The organism is Mycobacteroides saopaulense, assembly GCF_001456355.1.
Classification (GTDB): Bacteria; Actinomycetota; Actinomycetes; order Mycobacteriales; family Mycobacteriaceae; genus Mycobacterium; species Mycobacterium saopaulense.
Map to the genome: position 1 here is coordinate 4,460,873 of NZ_CP010271.1, position 20,390 is coordinate 4,481,262.

10 protein-coding genes (1 of these 10 cut by a window edge) are annotated in these 20,390 nt (G+C 63.1%); 3 read left to right on the forward strand and 7 right to left on the reverse strand.

Annotated elements, in window-relative coordinates; all coding sequences use genetic code 11:
* Both MYCSP_RS22115 and MYCSP_RS22120 read right to left on the reverse strand, forming a co-directional pair.
* A protein-coding gene (locus MYCSP_RS22115) for a non-ribosomal peptide synthetase (protein ID WP_088415169.1) crosses the window boundary here: on the reverse strand, positions 1-10,654 show its beginning. It extends 13,670 nt beyond the left edge of the window; the window shows 10,654 of its 24,324 coding nt (coding positions 1-10,654); it begins with the start codon at positions 10,652-10,654; the stop codon falls past the left edge of the window.
* A gap of 17 nt (positions 10,655-10,671) precedes the next feature.
* On the reverse strand, positions 10,672-10,902 hold the full coding sequence (locus tag MYCSP_RS22120) for an MbtH family protein (protein ID WP_083019220.1): 231 nt from the start codon (positions 10,900-10,902) through the stop codon (positions 10,672-10,674).
* A 537-nt stretch (positions 10,903-11,439) separates the two neighbouring features.
* Between MYCSP_RS22120 and MYCSP_RS22125 the strand changes: the two genes are divergently transcribed.
* Entirely contained in the window at positions 11,440-12,843 is a 1,404-nt protein-coding gene (locus MYCSP_RS22125; RefSeq protein ID WP_083019198.1) for a cytochrome P450, read from the forward strand.
* 17 nt (positions 12,844-12,860) lie between these two features.
* On the opposite strand, the gene MYCSP_RS22130 is transcribed toward MYCSP_RS22125, so the two are convergent.
* The 3 genes from MYCSP_RS22130 to MYCSP_RS22140 form a co-directional block, all read right to left on the reverse strand.
* Positions 12,861-14,126 carry a glycosyltransferase gene (locus MYCSP_RS22130; RefSeq protein ID WP_088415173.1) on the reverse strand — a complete coding sequence of 422 codons (1,266 nt, stop codon included), beginning with the start codon at positions 14,124-14,126 and terminating at the stop codon, positions 12,861-12,863.
* A gap of 14 nt (positions 14,127-14,140) precedes the next feature.
* Positions 14,141-15,421, reverse strand: coding sequence for a glycosyltransferase (locus MYCSP_RS22135; protein ID WP_083019194.1), 1,281 nt, complete (start codon positions 15,419-15,421; stop codon positions 14,141-14,143).
* 143 nt (positions 15,422-15,564) lie between these two features.
* Positions 15,565-16,545 (reverse strand): class I SAM-dependent methyltransferase, encoded by a 981-nt coding sequence (locus tag MYCSP_RS22140; RefSeq protein ID WP_083019193.1) that lies wholly within the window; start codon positions 16,543-16,545, stop codon positions 15,565-15,567.
* Between the two features lie 89 nt (positions 16,546-16,634).
* Between MYCSP_RS22140 and MYCSP_RS22145 the strand changes: the two genes are divergently transcribed.
* Together MYCSP_RS22145 and MYCSP_RS22150 are read left to right on the forward strand one after the other, a co-directional pair.
* On the forward strand, positions 16,635-17,426 hold the full coding sequence (locus tag MYCSP_RS22145) for a GAP family protein (protein ID WP_083019191.1): 792 nt from the start codon (positions 16,635-16,637) through the stop codon (positions 17,424-17,426).
* A 135-nt stretch (positions 17,427-17,561) separates the two neighbouring features.
* Complete coding sequence (locus MYCSP_RS22150; protein ID WP_083019218.1) at positions 17,562-18,347, forward strand: GAP family protein; 786 nt, start codon at positions 17,562-17,564, stop codon at positions 18,345-18,347.
* A gap of 20 nt (positions 18,348-18,367) precedes the next feature.
* Here the strand turns inward: MYCSP_RS22150 and MYCSP_RS22155 are convergent, their stop codons facing one another.
* The gene (locus MYCSP_RS22155) at positions 18,368-19,330 is read right to left on the reverse strand and encodes a sulfotransferase family protein (protein ID WP_083019216.1); all 963 of its coding nucleotides are present in this window, start codon (positions 19,328-19,330) and stop codon (positions 18,368-18,370) included.
* Positions 19,331-19,509: 179 nt separating this feature from the next.
* Complete coding sequence (locus tag MYCSP_RS22160) at positions 19,510-20,280, reverse strand: methyltransferase domain-containing protein (protein WP_088415708.1); 771 nt, start codon at positions 20,278-20,280, stop codon at positions 19,510-19,512.
* Positions 20,281-20,390 lie beyond the last annotated feature (110 nt).

A 20,390-nucleotide genomic window follows, 5' to 3' on the forward strand; every position in this document is an offset into this window, starting at 1 on the left:
TGTCGCCCCCCAGGTCGAAGAACGAATCGTCGACGCCAACCCGGTCCAGGCCCAGAACCTGGGCATAGATATCGGCCAGGACCTCTTCCACGGCATCCGCCGGAGCGCGATAGCGGCCATCGTCCCGGTAGTCCGGGGCAGGAAGTGCGCGTGTGTCGAGCTTTCCGTTCACGGTCAACGGCAACGCGTTCAATCGCACCACCGCAGCCGGCACCATGTATGCGGGCAGACGCTCCGACATGGCGGCACGCAGCTCACCGCAATCGGCTGCCCCGGTGACGTACCCGACCAAACGCCTGTCACCCGGGCGGTCCTCGCGAGCGATCACCACCGCCTGCCCGACTCCGTCCAGACCGGCCAGAGCCCCCTGCACTTCGGCAAGTTCGATGCGATGGCCGCGGATCTTGACCTGCTCATCGGCGCGGCCCAAATATTGAAGCTGTCCGTCGGGTCCCCAGCACGCCAGATCCCCGGTGCGATACATCCGGTCGCCCGGGTTCCCGAACGGACAGGCAACAAACCGCGCTGACGTCAAAGAGGTACGGCCCACGTAGCCGTAACCGACACCAGCACCGGCGACATACAACTCGCCGATCACACCGGCGGGAACCGGGCGCAACCACTCGTCGAGCACGAACAGCGCCGCCCCGGAGACCGGCGCACCGATAGGCACACCCTGTCCCGCGGTGAGAGGCGCACTGATCGCCACGCACATCGTCGTTTCGGTGGGACCGTAGGCGTTGATCATCACCCGTCCGGGAGCCCATTGGTCGACCACCTCAGTCGGGCAGGCCTCACCGACCACCACCAACGCGGCCGACTCCAGGCCTTCTTGTGGCAACACTCTTACCGCGGAAGGTGTTTGGGTGATCACGCTGACGCGTTCACGCGCAAGCAGGGCATGGAACTCATCGGGAGCACTCGTCACCTCCTCCGGGACAACTACGACACGCCCGCCACACAGCAAGGCGCCGAAGATCTCCCAGACCGAGACGTCGAAGGCCAGGGAATGGCTCTGTGACCACACCCCGGGACGTGGTAGCCCGGCATCGAGGGATGCCAACAGTTGGGTCACGTTGTGATGGCTCAGTGCAACGCCTTTGGGGGCTCCTGTGGTACCCGAGGTGTAGATCAGATAGGCGATATCGTCCGCGCCTGGCATCGGCAACACGGTATCCGGACGCGGTTCGGTCCAGGGCGCCTCGATGTCGCCGACATCGACGACTGCCACCCCACACCCGACCAGTCGGTCCCCGAGCTCCGCGGTGGTGACGACGGCAACCGGTCCGGCATCGGCGAGTGTGAAGTTCAATCGCGTCTCGGGCACCGCTGGGTCGATCGGTAGATACGCCGCCCCGGTCTTGAGTACCGCCAGGATCGCGACGATTGCCTCGGCGGATCGGTTGAACAACAGTGCGACGCATTGTCCGGGACCCGATCCCTGCTCTACCAATAAGTACGCCAACCGATTCGCGGCGTGGTCCAGCTCTCTATAAGTCCAGACACGCTCACCGCAAGTCACCGCGATCGCATCGGGAACGCGGGCAACCTGCTCGGCGAAAAGCGCCGGGACCGAGACGCGCCGGGCCGGCGGTTGGCGCAACATCCCGTGGTTACCCAGCATGGCCAGGCGGGCTAGTTCACCGTCGTCGAGCAGATCCACCGCGGACAGCCGCACCTCCGGATCCGCAGTCATCGCCGTCAACACACGTTGCAACCGAGCGATCAGCATGTCGATGGTGCCGGCGTCGAACACGTCGGTGCGGTATTCCACGGTGCCGCCGATTCCCGCCGGCGCGCCGTTTTGAGCGCGACGTTCTGCCAGTGAGAAGTTCACATCCATTCGGGCCGTCTGGGTCTTCACCGGCATCTGGGTGACGCGCAGGTCGCCCAGACGCACCCCGGCAGCCGCATCATTGACGTCGTGTCCGGCGAAGTTCTGCCATGCCAGCGCCACCTGAACCAGCGGGTGGTGGACCAGGGACCGAGTCGGGTTCACGCGCTCGACAAGCACCTCGAAAGGCACGTCTTGGTTGTCGAAGGCCGCGAGGCTACGTGCGCGCACCTGGGTCATGACCTCGGCGACGGTCGGGTCCCCGGACAGATCGATTCGTAGCACCAGGGTGTTGACGAAGAACCCGACCAGGTCGTCAAGGCCAGGATCGCGTCGACCCGCAATCGGGAAGCCCACCGCCACATCGGAACTCGTACTGAGCTTGGACAGCAGAATCGCCAGCGCCGCCTGCACCACCATGAAGCTGGTCGCGTGGTACTCACCCGCAAAACGGGCCACCTGTTGCTGCAGTTCCACCGGCCAGTCCACCGCGATCGTTGCACCGTGCTGGTCTGCCGTCAGCGGGTAGGGCCGATCGGTGGGCAGCGCGATGCGCTCGGGCATGTCGGCCAACGCCTCCTCCCAGAAGGCCAGCTGCCGCGCAATCCTGCTCTCGTCGTCGCGCAGGTCACCGAACTGCGCACGCTGCCACAGCGCGTAGTCGGCATACTGCACCTTCAGGTCGGCCCAGCCCGGAGCACGCCCCGCGCACCGGCTGGCGTAAGCCACACCCAAATCGGTCACCAGCGGGGTGATGGACCAACCGTCAGCGGCGATGTGATGCACCACCGCCACCAACGCGTGCTCGACCTCGGACACACGGAACAGTGCCGCTCTCAAAGGTATCTCGCTGGACAGGTCGAATGCCTTACGCGAGAAGATGTCCATCGCCTGTTGTAGTTGTCGCACCGTCCATTCGGTGGCGTCGATGACATCCCAGCCCATTTCGACACTGCCCGGATCGAGCACCACTTGGTGGGGGATTCCCTCAGGAGCGGCGAACACGGTGCGCAGGCTCTCGTGGCGAGCCACCACATCACCGAATGCCGCGGCCAACGCCGCGGCATCGAGTGCTCCATCGATCCGGAATGCCGCCGTCATGTTGTAGATCGGTGACGGCCCCTGCAATTGGTCCAGGAACCACAACCGCGATTGCGCGAACGACAGCGGAACCATGTCCGGCCGTTCGGCAGCCGCCAACGGCTCCAGCCGAGCATCTTCCCCACCGGCACGGTCGGCCAGCTGTGCGACCGTCGGTGCGTCGAACAGAGAACGCACCGTAATGCCGGTGTTCAGGGAGGTGTTGATCGCGGCGATCAGGCGCATCGCGGACAGCGAGTCCCCACCTAGATCGAAGAACGAGTCATCGACTCCGACACGTTCACGCCCGAGGACGCGCGCATAGACATCGGCCAGGATCTGCTCTACCGGATTACCCGGAGCCCGGTAATGACCGGCATCGACGTAGTCCGGTGCGGGCAGCGCACGTCTGTCGAGCTTGCCGTTGACGGTAAGCGGCACCGCGTCGATCACCATCACCGTGGCAGGCACCATATAGCCGGGAAGCCGCTCGGCCAGCTGTGTACGAATCCAGCCGGGATCTACTGTGCCAGTGACGTAGCCGACCAGACGTGGTGTGCCGGGCCCGTCCTCGCGGGCGATCACGACGGCTTGAGTTACTCCGTCGAGTGCGGCCAGCGCCGCCTGGATCTCGCCCAGTTCAACGCGGTACCCACGGATCTTGACTTGTTCGTCGGCCCGTCCCAGATACTGCAGTTGCCCATCGGCATCCCACCGCACCAGATCACCCGTGCGATACATGCGCGCGCCGGGACCACCGAACGGGCACGCCACAAACCTCGAGGACGTCAGCCCGCCTCTACGCCAATAGCCGATACCCACACCACGGCCGGCCACATACAACTCACCGACAACGCCCGGCTGTACCGGCCGCAGCCAGCCATCCAGGACGAACAACGCCGATCCCGGTGACGGAACTCCAATCGACACCGGCGACCCTGCGGCCAGCGGTGTACTCATCGTCGCGTATACCGTGGCCTCGGTAGGACCGTAGGCGTTGATCATCATGCGCCCACGCGCCCAGCGGTCCACCAGCTCGGGCGGACAGGCTTCCCCCGCCACCACCAACGCCATTGATTCCAATCCCTCCGGCGCGATCATTCCTGCTGCCGAGGGTGTTTGGCTCAACACACTGACGCGCCGCGCCATGAGCAATTCATGGAATTCATCGGGCGACGCCGCGATGGTCTCGGGTACTACCAGCAGCTCCGCTCCATGCAGCAGCGCACCGAAGATCTCCCACACCGAGACATCGAAGCTGTACGAGTGCCACTGCGTCCACACCTGCCCGGGTCCAGAAGGCACACTCTTGCCCAGCACACCAAACAACCCGGGAACGTTGCGATGCGCAATGGCAACGCCTTTCGGCACACCTGTGGTTCCCGAGGTGTAAATGATGTAAGCGATGTCATCAGGCGCCGGGCCCGGCAGGGTCGCGCTGGGCTGTGCCTCGATGGTCGGGGCATTGATATCGACGACGGTGAGACCGGGCCGGTCCAGGCGCGATCGGCGATCGGCCGTGGTAACCGCAAGGATCGGATTCGCATCGGCCACCATGAACTCGATGCGGGCCGCCGGCAGCGCCGGGTCCACCGGTAGGTACGCCGCACCGGTTTTCAGCACCGCCAGAATGGCCACTATGGCCTCTGCCGACCTGGAAAACAGCAACGCCACAACCTCGCCCGGGCCTGCTCCCGCCGCGGACAACACGTGCGCGAACCGGGTAGCGGCCTCATCGAGTTCCCGATAGGTCATCGACGATCCGTCGACGGTCACCGCCGGAGCATCGGGCGTGCGTATCACCTGCTCGGCGAACAAGACCGGAATCGACCTCGCCACATCGGGTTCGGCCAGACTCGTTCGATTGCTCCACGCGTCCAGATGTGAACGTGCGGCCTCGTCCAGCAGGTCGATCGACGCCACCGGATTCTCCGGCGTGGCGATCATCGCCGACAGCACTGCCGTCATTCGTTCGAAGAGCGCCGCGACAGCTCCAGGGCCGAAGACCTCGGAGTCGTACTCGACGCGCAGGCCCAATTCGGGGCCCGGCAGGGCCTGCACCGCCAGTGGATAATGGTTGGATTCACGGAAATCGAACTCCGTGACGGTCAGACCGTCGACTTCCAACCGTGTGGTTGCATCGATCGGATAGTTCTCGAACACCATGAGGGTGTCGAACAGCCTGTCCTGGCCGGTGATGCGGTGGATGTCGCTGAGCGCCAGGTGCTGATGCTCGAGGGTGTCGTTGTGCGTATTTTGCAACTGCCGCAACAGGTCCGCGGTGGTGGTGGTCGGTGTGAGAGTCGCGCGCACCGGGATGGTGTTGATCAGCAGGCCCACCATCGATTCCGCGCCGAGCACCTCGGCCGGTCGCCCCGAGACCGTGGTACCGAATGCGATATCGGACTGGCCGGTCAGCGAGCTCAGCAGCAGCGCCCAGGCCCCCTGCAGCACGATGCTGACCGTGGTCTGATGCGAGCGCGCCAGATCGCCAAGCGCCGCGGTGATCTCACTGGGCAGCTGGAATAGCTCAATTCCCCTGCACCCCGGCTTTTCTCGACCGATCGGAGCCACCAGGGTCGGGGTGTCCAAACCCGCCAACGCCGCGCGCCACACGCCATGAGCCGCATCGACATCTCGTTCGGCCAGCCAGCCGACAAAGCTTCGATACGACGGGGCCACGGGCAGCCGCTGCCCTGTCAGGCCGGCGAAGATCTCCTGCAGCAAGATCGGCATCGACCAGCCGTCGAGCACGATGTGATGGGTCGTCAGCACAAACCGATACCGCTGGTCCGCAACACGAATGAGCATGGCCCGAATCGCGGATTGATTCGCCAGGTCACACACGGCGGCGCGTTCGTCGGCATGGAACTGCTCGATCTGCTTGTCGACATCCGGGCTGTCCACGTCCACTTCGATGTACTGCCACGGCACCGCGGGATCGGCGAGGATGACCTGTACCGGTACTTGGAACTGCTCGCAGAAACGGGCCGCCAAGTGAGGGTGCCGGGCAACTACCGCCTGCACGGCGGCGCACAGTCGGTCCGGGTCCAGCGCTCCGCCCAACGCGATGCTCAGTTGCATCGCGTAGACGTCATCGGCACCCTGGGGCGCGCCCGCGTGATAGAGGAGTCCCTGCTGCAGAGGGGTCAGCGGCAGGATACCGGCAATGCGGTGCTGCTGGCTCAGCTCATCGATCTGCCCCTGACTGAGTATCGCTGGGGCCACATCCGAGGGAGTCAATCCGCCTCCGCCCCTTCGCACATGGGCGCAGATTCCGGCCAGGGCATCGAACCACAGCTGGTTCAATCGGCTGACCTGATCCCGATCGAGCACCGATGACGCCCACGTCCAGTCGGCCTCCAGCCGTATGCCGGCATCGGTATCGAGGGCGGCGGCATTGAGCTCCAGGGTGTGTCCGAGAGGAGTAGGAACCATGCGGGCCGTGTGGGTCGCCGATGAGTCCTCGGGGTGCATCCGCCAGACATCACCGAAGATCCCACCGAGTCGTCCGAGGTAGTTGAATCCGATGGCGGGGTCGGTTTCGGGAAGATCCACCTCGGGATTCAGATAACGCAACAACCCATAGGTCAGGCCATCAGGCAGAGCCCGCAGCTGCTCCTTGGCATCCTTGATCACCGCACCCAAGGCCGCATCCCCGGCCACCACCTGCGTCCAACGCAACCCACCCACAGCCAACGACACCGGATACTTCGTGGTGAACCACCCCACCGTGCGCGACAAATCCACACCGCCATCGCCGGCCCCACCCAGCCGCGCCAACTCCTCCTGACGACCATGGCCTTCCACATCAATCGCAATCGGGGCCGCGCCAGTTCCCAGGTGTTGTGCCCACGCCAAAGCAAAGGCAATCAAAAGAATCTCGTGTACGCCTGCGTGGAACGCCGCGGGCACCTCACCGAGCAGCATCTGCGTGGTCTCGGTATCCAGCGACACCGACAGTCGCCCAGCGGTCTCATAGGTATCGAGCTCAACGTGCGCTGTCGGCAACACCGCCGGGGTCGCCGACACCTGCCGCCACCGCTGGGCCTGCTCCACGATGCGAGCGGTTCGAGCCGCGTGAGACAGCAGTTCGGCCCACCTCTGGAACGACGTACCCGCCGGTGCGAGAGCGACTGGTTGCCCGTCGCGGTGTTGTGCCCAAGAAACATTGATGTCTTCCAGGAGGATTCGCCAGGAGACGCCGTCGACGGCCAGGTGGTGCACAACCAGCACCAGCTGACTCGTCGATGCCACCCACAGCGCACTGAGCATCACCCCGGCCGCCGGATCCAACCGCGACCGCGCCGCCACCACAGCCTCATCACCCAGCACATCCACCGTCTGCACACACCCAGCGGCATCCACCGACCCCGGCTCAGGAACCGTCAACAACCAGCCACCAACACCGTCATCCTCAGCACGCAACCGCAACATCGCATGCCGATCAAGCAACGCCTGCAACAAGATGACCACCGCAGCCTCAGTCACCCCACCAGGAGCCTGCAACACCACCGTCTGATTGAACTCACCAATCGGCCCCTCAATCCCCCTGAGCCACCGCATAATCGGCGTCGCAACCACCGAACCAACACCCTCATCAGCCGGCTCATCTACGCCACGGGACGCCGCGACCACGTGTGCCAGTCTCGCCACTGTCTGCTGCACGAAGATGTCGCGGGGGCGGCACACCAATCCCGCCATACGCATTGCCGAAGAGACCTGCATCGCAAGGATGCTGTCCCCGCCCAGCTCGAAGAACGAGTCGTCGACACCAACACGTTCTAGGCCCAACACCTGCGCATAGATGCCTGCCAGGATCTCCTCGATGCCGCTCGACGGGGCGCGGTAATGATCCAGGCTCTGGTATTCCGGCGCCGGCAGCGCCTTCCTGTCGAGTTTTCCATTGACGGTCAACGGCATCGCCGCCAGGACCACAATCGCCGCCGGCACCATGTACGACGGCAGAGCACCGGCGAGAACGGCGCGCAGCTCCACCGGGTCGGCCGCCCCGGTGACATAGCCGACCAATCGCTTGTCGCCGGCACGATCCTCTCGGGCGATCACCGCCGCCTGCTCGACCCCGTCCAGAGCCATCAACGCCGACTGGATCTCACCGAGCTCGATGCGATGGCCCCGGATCTTGACCTGCTCATCTCCGCGGCCCACATACCGCAGCTGACCGTCGGGCCCCCAGCACACGAGGTCGCCCGTGCGATACATCCGCGTTCCACGTCCGCCGAAGGGACAGGCCACAAATCTCGTCGAGGTCAGCGGTGCTCGGCCCACATAGCCATAACCCAAACCCGCACCGGCCACATACAACTCGCCGACCACACCGGCAGACACCGGGCGTAACCAGTCATCGAGCACGAAGAAGCCCAGATCTGCCAACGGCACCCCGATCGGACTGGCGGAGCTATCCAGATCGGCGGCGACGATCTCACGGAACGAGGCATGCACCGTCGTCTCGGTAATCCCATACATATTGATCAAACGTGGAGATCCCGGATGATCGGTCAACCATGGCCGGAGTCGCGCCGGCTCCAAGGCCTCCCCGCCGAACACCACCACCTCCAGACCCAGCTGTCCGAGCGGCTCAACAGCCAGCGCGTCCACGGTCTGCAGCGCATAGAACGCCGACGGCGTCTGACTCAGCACACTGACGCGTTCGCGCCTGAGTAGAGCGTGGAGCTCTTCGGGGGCTCGCGTGACGGCCTCGGGAACCACGACCAGACGTCCACCGTGGAGCAGGGCGCCGAAGATCTCCCATACCGAATAGTCAAATGCCAGTGAGTGACACTGCGACCACGCCTGACCCGCCGAAAGCTCCACATCGGCGTCGATTGCCTCCAGCAGATGCGTGACGTTATGGTGCGCAATGGCCACGCCTTTCGGTGCACCGGTGGTGCCCGAGGTGTAAATCATGTAAGCGACGTCATCGGGGTCTGGCGTCGTCGGCAAGGCCGAACTCGGGCTGCCGTACACGGCACGATCGGCAATGTCGATCACCGTCAATCCACATCCAGACAGTCGATCTGCCAGCTCGTCGGTGGTCACCGCGACAACCGGCTCGGCGTCGGACAGCACGAACTCCAGCCGCGCATCGGGCACCGAGGGATCGATCGGCACATACGCCGCACCGGTCTTCAGCACACCCATGATGGCCACGACAGCCTCGATCGACCGGGAGAAAAGCAACGCCACCCGCTCCCCCGGACCCGCTCCGCATCCGATAAGCAAGTGTGCCAGCCGATTCGACGCCTCATCCAGCCCGCGATACGTGATCGCACTGTCACCGAAACTGACCGCGACGGCATCTGGTGCCGAGACCGCCCATTCACCGAAAGCCTCCGGAATCGAACGTGCCCGGGGCATGGGCCGAATCAATGCATCCTGATTACTCCAGGCGTCCAACTGTGGGCATTCGGCCTCATCGCGAACGGGAACCGCCCCCAGCGGTCGGCCCGGATCCGCGGTCATCGCCGACAACAGCCGCTCGAACCGGTCCGCCAGCGCCCTGGCGTCGCAGTCGACGAACAACTCCCCGACACCCGATGTGCTCAGGAAGAGCTCCTCGCCGTTCTTGATGAAGACCACACCAAACTGATCCACGAGGCCCGTGTGCGTCACGGTCCCCGAACCCGCAGCGCCGGCGAAATCCGCCAGGCGGGTCGTGGGGATGAAGTTGATGGCTGCACGATGCGACACCCGTCCGCCGCGCTGGAAGCCGATCACGCTCTCAATGGCACGCAATGGAAAGCGCTGGTGCCGCAGTGCTTCCCGTATTCGCATATCAACATGTCCACAAAAGTCGGCCACCGTGGTAGCCGAAGACATTGCAAACCTCAACGGCACAACACCGGAACTCATGCCGGGAACCAACAGTGCCTCGGGGCGTACCCGCCGGCTCACCGGGAAATCGAGCACAACGTCCCGTCCGCCAACCTCACCGTGCACCAGTAGCGCGCATGCCGCGGTGATCACCGCGGCACGGCGCACCCCCAGAGCCTGGGAGAGCTCGCGAGTCCTGGCGACAATGCAAGGATCCAACTGGATTGGCGCGGAAGGCTCGTATGTGCCCACCCGGCCTGTGGCGATGGGCCCCGAGCTGTGTCGCGATTCAGACTCTACGGGACCATAATTGGCCCAGTAGGACTCGTCCTCGGTGTAGTCATCGGACACCTCATACTCAGCCTCGCAGTCGATGAGGTCTCGCAACGATCCGAAGATGGGCGGCGGCACCGGCGCATCCGTGGCAAGTGCCGAGTAGACGGCCGCAATCCGATGACACAGAAGTCCCATGCCTATTCCGTCTGTCGCGATGTGGTGACAGCACACGAAAAAGTAGAAATCGTCGGGCCGCACCTGCATCAACGCAAACTTGAACAATGGGCCGTCCAGGGGCATGGGCGCCCGTTGGATCGAAGCCGCTATCCGATAGGCATCACCCATCGGATCCGAGGAACCCGACAAGTCATGGCGTGCGAGTTCGACATCCGGGTGATCGACCACCGTCTGGAAAATTTGGCCGTCGAGTTCAGAAAAAGCAGCTCGCAGCGGTTCGGCTTCGTGCACCACCTGACGCACCGCCCGCTCGAGTACGCCGTGCTCGATGGCGCCGTCGATTCGGCCCAGCATGCCCAGATGCCACTTGGCGTCCGAACCACCAGCTTCCTCGGCGAGCCAGATGTCCAGCTGGCCCCGCGTAAGCGGAAGCGCCCCATGATCACATTCCATTGGTCCCCACCCGCTGCCTATTGGCCAACAGTCCGACCCTGTGCCACCCTCTCGCGCAGACTCTTTGGCCGAATGTCGACCCAATGCTGCTCAATGTTTTCGAGGCACGCGGCGCGGTCTGCTGCGCCGAAAGCCACTCGCCAACCGGCCGGAACATCGACAAACGCAGGCCACAAGCTGTGCTGCTCTTCATCGTTGACCAAAACGAAAAAGCTGCCATTGTCGTCGTCAAATGGATTGATGCTCAACAGTTCTCCCGAAACCATCCACACAAGATAGGTGGAACCTGTTCTAAAACTAACCGAGAAAACGTCGCCGGTGCGCGTTTTTAGAGAAATCGCTAATACTTGCTACCGGTCAGTCACAACGTCGCGGCGACAGCTGGGATTGCCCGGAGCGACCGCCTCGATGAGGCGAAATTGGCTGCTAGTCGTAACCAAACCAGGCGTGAACAGCTCTACGCTGTGGTCGCGACACAGGCGGGTCCGGTTGTCTCATAGTTTGCTGTAAGGTTCGTGGCACGCATCCTTCTGCAGTCGACGAGGTACCGGACGTGACCAGATTCCGCCGGTGGCGACAACGCACCATGCGACCAACCGGGGAAGCATCGGCCATACGCCCAACCACCGAAAGTGCCTGCGCGCACGGTTGAACAGCCGTACGGTTGACGGGCACCGTAACGCCTCGGGACGAGTTATCTTTCGCGACAGGCAAACTCGTCTCCGCCGCCGCCGGGGCCATCTATATGTGAGCTGTAACATCATCTAGCCTTAGGATCACGCATAGTGAGCAAAACAGCGAAACTCGCACTGCCTCCCGGACCTCCACTCCCTTTGGCGGTGCAGTCCGTATTGATGGCAAGCTACGGCCTACGCTTTCTGGCCGGCTGCCAGCGCCGCTACGGCAACGTGTTCACGCTACGTATTCCCCTGTCGGGCAAGGTTGTCTACCTTGCAGACCCCGCCGATATCAAGACCGTGTATGCCGGCGATCCGAAAGTCTTCCATTCCGGAGAGGCACACTGGTTCTTTCGTGGCCTGCTCGGCGACAGCTCGCTATTCGTGCTCGACGAGGAAGAGCACCATGACCAGCGCCGCCTACTCATGCCCGCCTTTCATCGCGATGCCGTCGCACACCAGGCCGCCCAGATGGCGGCGATCGCGGCCGCAAACATAGCCGAATGGCCGGTAGGCGAAAACTTTTCCGTTGCTCCCAGGACGACTGACATCACGCTCGAGGTAATCCTGCGAACTGTCATCGGTGCTTCCGATCCGACGCGGCTGGCCGCGCTCCGCAAGGTGGTGCCACGCCTGCTCTACATGAAGCCGTGGGAAACGCCGGCGATCACCAATCCCGGCCTGCGACGCTATCTGCCGTGGCAGGGCGTCGGTCGGCGCATGGCAGAGACCGACGCCCTGCTCTACGCCGAGATCGCGGAACGGCGCGCCGATCCAAACCTGGCAGAGCGCACCGACGTACTGGCCATGCTGGTCCGCGCCACGGATGACAACGGCCGCACAATGTCCGACCAAGAACTACGTGATCACCTCTTGACCTCTATCGCGGCCGGGCACGAAACCACCGCCACCGCGCTGTCCTGGGTATTGGAGCGCCTGACCCGTCACCCGGCAGCACTTGTCAAAGCCGTGCAGGCCGCCGACGCCAGTGCGGAGGGAGATCCGTCCGGCGATGAATACCTCGATGCGGTCATGAAGGAGACCCTGCGTATCCGACCGGTCATCTTCAGCTCGGGCAGGGTCCTCAAGGCACCCGTCGAGGTGGGTGGGTACCGATTGCCTGCCGGGATCATGGTCGATCCGGCGATCGGGCTCGTGCATGCCAGCGCCGCTGTGTATCGGGATCCGGACCGATTCGATCCAGACCGTATGCTCGGCACCACACTGAGCCCGACGACATGGCTGCCATTCGGCGGCGGCAATCGCCGTTGTCTCGGTGCCACTTTCGCCATGGTCGAGATTCGGGTCGTGTTGCGCGAGATCCTTCGGCGCGTCGAGCTGGACACCACCACAGCGCCCGATGAAAAGCAGCAGGCCAAGCACGTCACCTTCGTTCCACATCGCGGCGGCGTCATCCGAGTTCGGACGGTCAGAGATTGTCCACCCGCGATCGCACCGACATGCCCGGCAGGTGCCCAAGGCGCCGCCCGTGCGCCCGACACACGGCGTTAGCGGACGTTTCGGGCTGATCAACCGCGACGGCGGCTGGCCAAGTGTTCTACGAGATCAACTGTGGTCGAGATGCTTTCGGCGGGTTTGGTCATGCGGGTTGCCACCTCGCGGGCCCTGGCGACACATTGCGGATCGAGAATGGTGCGCAGATCGGCGACCAGAGACTTCTGCGTGGTCGCCGAAAAACGCCGGGCAGTACCCACTTTGAGTCGCTTCACCCGCGCGCCCCACAAGGTCTGATCCAGGTCCGTAGAAAGGACCAACGTAGGCACCCCCGCACGCATGCTCGCCGCGGTGGTACCAGCTCCGCCATGGTGCACCACGGCGCGGCAGACCGGGAAGGCAGCCGAATAGTTCATCTCATTCACCACTTTGAGATGCCCACTATCAGGCATACGGCCGAAGTCAGATCCGGCCGAGCACACCAAGGCTCGCTCACCCAGCTGGTCACAGGCACCACTGATCATGGCGAGGGTCTCCGCAGCGGATTCGACCGGCAAGCTTCCAAATCCGAAGAAGACGGGGGGAGTACCCGCGGCTATCCAGGACGCCACCTCGTCATCGGAATCCGTTGGCAAATCCAATGTCAACGCACCCACAAACGGCCGCCGAGGTGCGAACCGGGCCCATTCGGTCGCCAAACCGGGGAAGCAGACCGCGTCGTAGGCCTGGATCTCCAGCGCACCACGTTCGGTAATCCGCCACGGCGAAGGCCGGGCGGCCTTCGCCAGCGCAAGTTCACCGCGCTGCACCCGCTCGACCTTCTTCGCGTTCTGCCAGGCCAGCCACTCCCCTGCCGTCATCGCCGCACGGCCCAGCGGGGCAGGCAGAAACGGTAGGAACCGACCATTGGCACGTAGCGGGAAGAAATGCAGCGTGGCCAGCGGAATGTCATAGTACTCCGCGACATTGCCCGCAGCATCCTCGAAGTTGACTCCCGTGAAGAGCAAGTCGGCCCCGTCGGCCAGCGACGTCAACGTGGCGACGATGTCCTTCCAACATTGCACAAAGGGCTCCACCACTTCGCGCCGCATCTCGATCAGATCCCGGACCTTCCAGAAATTCCGGAAGAAGTGCGTCCAGAAATCACGATGCGCATCCAGCACATGCTGCAGATCCGGGCCGTAGGGCACGGCTACCGGCCCGGCGGCCTCGACAAACCCCAGCAGGTCAGGTGGGACGGCCATACACACATCGTGGCCGCGTCGCAGTAGCTCCCGGCCCACGGCCACGCACGGCTCGATATCGCCGCGGGTCCCATAACTTGCCAAAACAAACTTCATCGCAAATCCTGCGATCAGCCGGCCTGTTTGAGGCGAGCGAAGTTCTCCAACAAATCCGCAGCGGTCACCGGGCTTTCGGCGGGTTTGGTCATGCGGGTTGCCACCTCGCGGGCCCTGGCGACACATTGCGGATCGAGAATGGTGCGCAGATCGGCGACCAGAGACTTCTGCGTGGTCGCCGAAAAACGCCGGGCAGTACCCACTTTGAGTCGCTTCACCCGCGCGCCCCACAAGGTCTGATCCAGGTCCGTAGAAAGGACCAACGTAGGCACCCCCGCACGCATGCTCGCCGCGGTGGTACCAGCTCCGCCATGGTGCACCACGGCGCGGCAGACCGGGAAGGCAGCCGAGTAGTTCATCACGGCAACCACTTTGACATTCTCGTAATGTGGGACATGGTTGAAATCACTTCCGCCTGCGCACACCAAGGCTCGCTCACCCAGCTGGTCACAGGCACCACTGATCATGGCGAGGGTCTCCGCAGCGGATTCGACCGGCATGCTGCCGAAGCCGAAGCAAATCGGTGGCTTTCCGGCGGCTATCCAGGACGCCACCTCGTCATCGGAATCCGTTGGCAAATCCAATGTCAATGCCCCCACAAACGGCCGCCGTCCCTCGTATTCCGCCCATTCGGCTGCCAGCCCGGGCATGCAGGCCTCGTCGTAGGCCTGGATCTCCAGCGCACCGCGTTCGGTAATCCGCCATGGCGAAGGCCGGGTGGCTTTGGGAAGTCCCAGTTCTCGGCGTTGAGGATCCTCAAGCCTTTTGAATAGCGGCCAACCGAGCCACTCCGAAAATCTCATGATGGAGCGGCCCAACCGCGCCGGCATCCCCGGCACCAGCTGACCGTTGGCGCGAATGGGAAACACATGAAGGGTGGCGAACGGGAGGTTGTAGAACTCGGCGACGTTGCCCGCCGACTCCTCCCCGAGAACCCCGGTGAAAAGTAGATCGGCGTCCTGAGCTTGGGACCTGAGCGTCGAGCTGACGTCCTCCCAACACTGCGTGAGAAACCGCCAGTCTTCGCGCAGCAGCTCTTTGAGATCGCGGATCCTCCAGAAGTTTCTCCAGAAGTTCCGTAGGAATCGTGCCCAGAAGTCGCGATTCACGTCCTGCCACACCCGAACATCCGGTCCACAGGCGACGGCAGCCAGACCGGCCGCCTCGGCGAAACCGACCAAGTCCGGTGGTACAACCATGCGCACGTCATGTCCGCGACGCCGTAATTCGCGGCCGACCGCGACACCGGGCTCGACATCACCACGTGTTCCATAGAATGACAGTACGAATTTCATCGCGGATCAGCCCTTCACTTCCCGTGTTCCTGCGGAATGAAAGCGGGAGCCTTGCCACGGCTCGACCGCCCGGCAGCATATCCCGGTCGTAGAGCTATTGACTTGAAATCCAAGAGATTTGGGGAATGCGTTCAGATTTCATATCACTTGGCACGCAAGACAAAACCAGTCTGGTCACCACGGTTCTGCTGATTCAGACGTTTCGCGCGCTTCTCCCACTCCCAGATCTGCCTGGGTCGAAACATCGTAAGGATCTTCGGGTCGGTGACCGAGACATCACCCCGATAGGCCTCGCTTCCGCTGAACTGACCGAACGTCGAGTCGTCGAATGTCCGCTCCACGCGCAGTCCGGCTCGGTCAGCGGCCAGCGCCATGCCCTGACGCGACGGGATGACCATGTGCCGTGGTGCATCTGCCTGCACCCAGTCGGCGCCATAGATGGACCATGCCTCGGACGAGGTCGTGGGCACCCGCGCCAGACACCTACCCCCTGCTGCGAGTCGGCGTGCCGCCATCTTGAGCGTGGACACCGGATCGGGCATGTGTTCGAGTGAATGGTTGAACATGATGAGATCGAATTCGCCTGCCACATCGCCCAAATACCGCTTCTGCAGGGGAATGCCCGCGCGCGACTCACCATCACTCATGATGAATGGGTCGGCACCGATCAAGCTACTGAATCCGACCCTTGCGAGCCGATCCAACAATGCACCGCTTCCGCAGCCGACATCCAAGATCCGCGCACCACGTTCAATTCCGAGCTCCGCGAGCATCCCGACTGCGTCACCGCCGAGCAGCACACGAAAGACGCCCTCGGGCAGCGGGGCCGACATCACGGATCCGAATATCCTTCCTCCGCTTCGCAATCTAAACCGGTCACGCTGGGTGACCAGCCATTGGAGCAGCCTCGGCTGAGCGGCCCCGTTATGGGAGTAGTACGTCGCGGGGTAGTGCCGCATGAGTGAATCGCCTTCAAGCGGACTCACCATCTGCAACGTCTCGCATGCGACGCAGCTGAAATATTCGAACACCTCGCGGGTTCCGAACATCATCTCGCGGATCTCGAGCGTGGGATGTGGCCCAGTCGAATCGCAGAGTCGGCATTCACTGGTAACCGCCGTCATTCAGATCTCCACATGCTTGTGACAGGCCGCCACAGAACAACTTTCAAAGGAACCACAGAGGACGAACCTACCGCGTAGTGTCTCCGAACGTGTGGGGATCAGTACTAGCGCTCGTGGTACTGGTGGCCCTCAACCCCATACGCCTCGGCATCACACTCCTCGTGATCTCCCGACCACGGCCCGCGCAGAACCTGCTCGTCTATTGGGCAGGGTGCCTTATAGGTTGCATCCCCGCGGTCGCGCTTCCGCTGACGCTGTTACATATCACGCCGGTGTTCAGGTCATTCGCCGAAGGTGTGGCGGGCAGCCCCACCATTCGGCACATTCAGCTCGGTATGGGCTTGCTCGCGCTGTCGGTTGCCGCGCTGATAACCGTACGTCCCCTGCTGCGGCGCCGTCAGCCACAGGCGGTGTCGAGTGCCAACACCTCGGGTGCAGAACTCAATCCCCAGGCAACAAACCCGATCTCACGGCTATTGGGCAACGCCGACAATGACCCCTCGGGCAGTGATGGCTCCTCCATTCGACGTCTGCTGCGCCGGGCGACCGGCGCCTGGGAAAACGGAACGCTGTGGGTCGCGTTCTTGATCGGCCTGCTGCTGGGAGGAATCGAACCCGACGCGGGCCTATTCCTGATCGCCATTCTGGTGACCTCGGGGGCCGCGCTGGGGACACAGATCATCGTCGCCGTGGTCTTCGCCATCGGAGTACTGGCGATTGTCGAACTCACCCTGGTGAGCTATCTGGTCGCGCCCGCCAAGACCCAGACTGTGGTGCAGCTACTGCACGACTGGGCATTGGCTCACCGCCGGAAAATTCTGATAGCCATGTGCATAGTGGCCGGGGTATCACTTCTGCTCCACGGCCTGGGTGGCATCTGAGAACTCTCCGTCAAGTTCCTGAGTGAAAACCATTCGGGCACAATGATTCGCCAGAATCAAAGGTTGATACTGCTGCCCGAATCCGGTCTTCAATTCGCCCAAGAAAGCAGTCCTGTCTCGGTAGTGTTCGGGGCCGTGTGGGGTCTACTTTTCGTGATGGCGACCATGTTCGCGGTCAATCCGGTGCTACTGGCCATCATCGTCTTGATGATCTCGCGGCCTCAACCCGTGCAGAACCTGGCGGCATACTGGCTCGGCAGCATGATCGTGAGTCTCGCGGGCCTGCTGATACCGCTGACGGTCCTACACCTAGCGCCGTCATTCCGTTCCTTCGTCGAGGGGATGGCCGCGCCGGGCAGCAGCACCACCACAAGGTTGGTCAACCTGGGGATGGGTGTTCTGATGCTGTCGATAGCGGCGCTGATGGTGGCGCGCTCGATCCGCAATCGAACCGGCCTGCCGGTACCGGTCGGCAACACCTCTACCCAGCCCCGGGACAACGCGGCGCCCAGCCCCGTCACATCGCCGTTCGGTGTGCCGAGCGTGGCGGTGGCGCAGGGCGAATCGCTACCCCGGCGAATAGTGCGGCGCCTCCAAAATGCCTGGGAAGATGGAGCTTTGTGGGTCGCGTTCGTGTTCGGCCTCTGCGGGCTACCGCCGCCCATGTTGGTAATCTTCGTACTCACACCCATCGTTGCCTCGGGTAACCCGATCGGCACGCAGGTGGTCGCCGTCATCGTGTTTGTCTTCGGAATGTTCACCGTGGTCGAGTTGACCCTCGTCAGTTATCTGCTCGCGCCAGCGAAAACCCTTGCCGTACTACGGCCCTTGCATGACTGGGCGCTGGCGCACCGCAGGCGGATGCTGATCACCATCTTCTCAATCGCCGGAATCATTCAGGTGGTCAACGGCATCGCCTGACCGTGTAGTGCGGGCGCGATTCAGGCCCACGTTCCTCGGCGCCCGTTGGCGGTCGCCATGACCTCGTAGATAAGTTTCATCATCGAGGGGCGGGTGCGCCGGCTGAGCTTCTGGAATCTGTGGAAATCTTCGATCATCGCCCGAAACCCACGCTCGCTGATTCGGTAGTCCGCCAGCACGTCGTCAAGTGCCGATGGATCCCAGGGCTCATCGCAGGCGGCTGCGCAAAGCGTCTCGTAAACCACGGAAATCCACTCGGTACCAAAGGGCTCCGTGACCGGTCCGCAGTATTTCTGGCGCCGAAGATCGGTTTCGAGGAACTCGTCGATCGCTACCTCGTCGCGGTTGTCCAGCGCCAGACCCAACGCCACCGAGATTCGCTTCATTTCCCGGCGCCAGTCCTCCAATAGGTTGGTGTATCCGACGAATACCCGAGGTACCTGTCGGGTACGCGCCTCGGCCAACAGATTGAACTTGAGCCACAACGCACTCGAAAACTCGGGGGAGGCGGCCGCCTGGGCCGCGACCGAGGCGATGACCTCGGTCGGGTGACGCACTGCTATCACCGTCGCCACATCGAATCCGGTGAGCCGCGCGGCCTCAAACCACATGTCGGACAGTAGATTTATCCTTGGATCCTTGACGACCAGCAACGGCGCGGTTGGTAACGTGGCCAGGTAGGCTCGAATCTCGGCGATGCAGGCAGTCTTCTCCGCGGCGTCGAACGCACCTTCCTCCTGCAGGCGCAATGTCGTATCGAACCGCGAGCTACCGTTGCGGTGCAGGATTCTCTCGTTGAGGATGATCGCCTTGCGCGGTTCCCAATAGCCACGCGGATTGGCCGGGTTGGCACCGGCGAGTGCCGGAGGAAGTGCGCCGCCACACAGCGAGAGAGCACGGGTGATCGCCGATGTGCCAGAGCGGGCCATTCCTAGGACAAACAGAAGGACTGGACGGCTCGGGGAGGCGCCGTGCTGCACCATGAAATCCTCCAGCGATATGCCGCCCGGTCCTGATGGGGATCCGATCAGAAGGAGTCCCAAGGCGTAATTGACTGTCGCACATTGAATCATGGGTCCGCGAAGGATGTGACGACATCGAGATGCTTTTCCAATGTGGTAACGGCGGTGGTATCAAGGAACTTTTCGCATTCTCAATCGGTTTACCTAGCGCGACTGGCAACGACCACCGTCGGCCCGAGCCCCCGGCGGCTGCGGAATTCGAGGGTAATAGCCGGATCCGCATGATGTGCCAGCGAACGCAGCGCCGACGGACTGTAGGCACGGAGGGAACTGATGAATCCATCGTGCTGCAGCGGCGAGATGCCCACGAGCGGCAGCGTCACCGCCAACAGCGCAATATGCAGGGGCACCGGCGGGCGGGGCAGGTCGACGATCAACAACTTGCGCGCCGCGCGTGTTCCCGCCGCAAATACTCGAGCAGCAGCTTCGGGCGGTAAGTGGTGCAACGACAGCGCAAACACCGCCAGGTCGTAATAACCTCCCGGGGAATCGATCTCGGTGGCATCCATCTTTCGCACAGTTGCGCGCGGGTGGCTGCCGATTTCACCGGCGGCAGCAGCGGCCACAAAGCTGGGATCGATATCCGTGACCGTCACCTCGGCAGTGGCGTGCATGTCCAGCAGTTTGTGCGACAACCCACCGAGCCCTGCACCGAGTTCAAGGATCTTCGGAGAACCCACGTCGGCCACCTCCCGAAGCACCATCCGGGCACATTTCTCATGGATGCCGATCCATCGCCGCCGGCCGGCGCGATCAAGCGAGGACATGACCTTACGTTTCAGATCGTCGACATCGTCGCGGTCCAGGTATTCGAGCCGGTCGGTCTGCAAACGCCGGTCCAGCCAGGACGCATCCGGTCCGCCCCTGGGCATGCTCGAAATATCGCGGGTCTTGTTCTCCACGTTGAACATCATGAATCACCGTGACGTTGTCCGGCGTACCTGTTGCGAAATCAAAAGCCGTGCGGCGCAGAAAAAGTGCAATACCCATGCAGATAATCCGCCACACTGCCGCCATGAAA

What these genes read in the sequence shown, in the direction of transcription:
- MYCSP_RS22140 (WP_083019193.1), bottom strand. Translation starts at nt 16,545, where the DNA reads ATGACGGCGGTTACCAGTGAATGCCGACTCTGCGATTCGACTGGGCCA.
- MYCSP_RS22130 (WP_088415173.1), bottom strand. Translation starts at nt 14,126, where the DNA reads ATGAAGTTTGTTTTGGCAAGTTATGGGACCCGCGGCGATATCGAGCCG.
- MYCSP_RS22135 (WP_083019194.1), bottom strand. Translation starts at nt 15,421, where the DNA reads ATGAAATTCGTACTGTCATTCTATGGAACACGTGGTGATGTCGAGCCC.
- MYCSP_RS22160 (WP_088415708.1), bottom strand. Translation starts at nt 20,280, where the DNA reads ATGTTCAACGTGGAGAACAAGACCCGCGATATTTCGAGCATGCCCAGG.
- MYCSP_RS22155 (WP_083019216.1), bottom strand. Translation starts at nt 19,330, where the DNA reads ATGGTGCAGCACGGCGCCTCCCCGAGCCGTCCAGTCCTTCTGTTTGTC.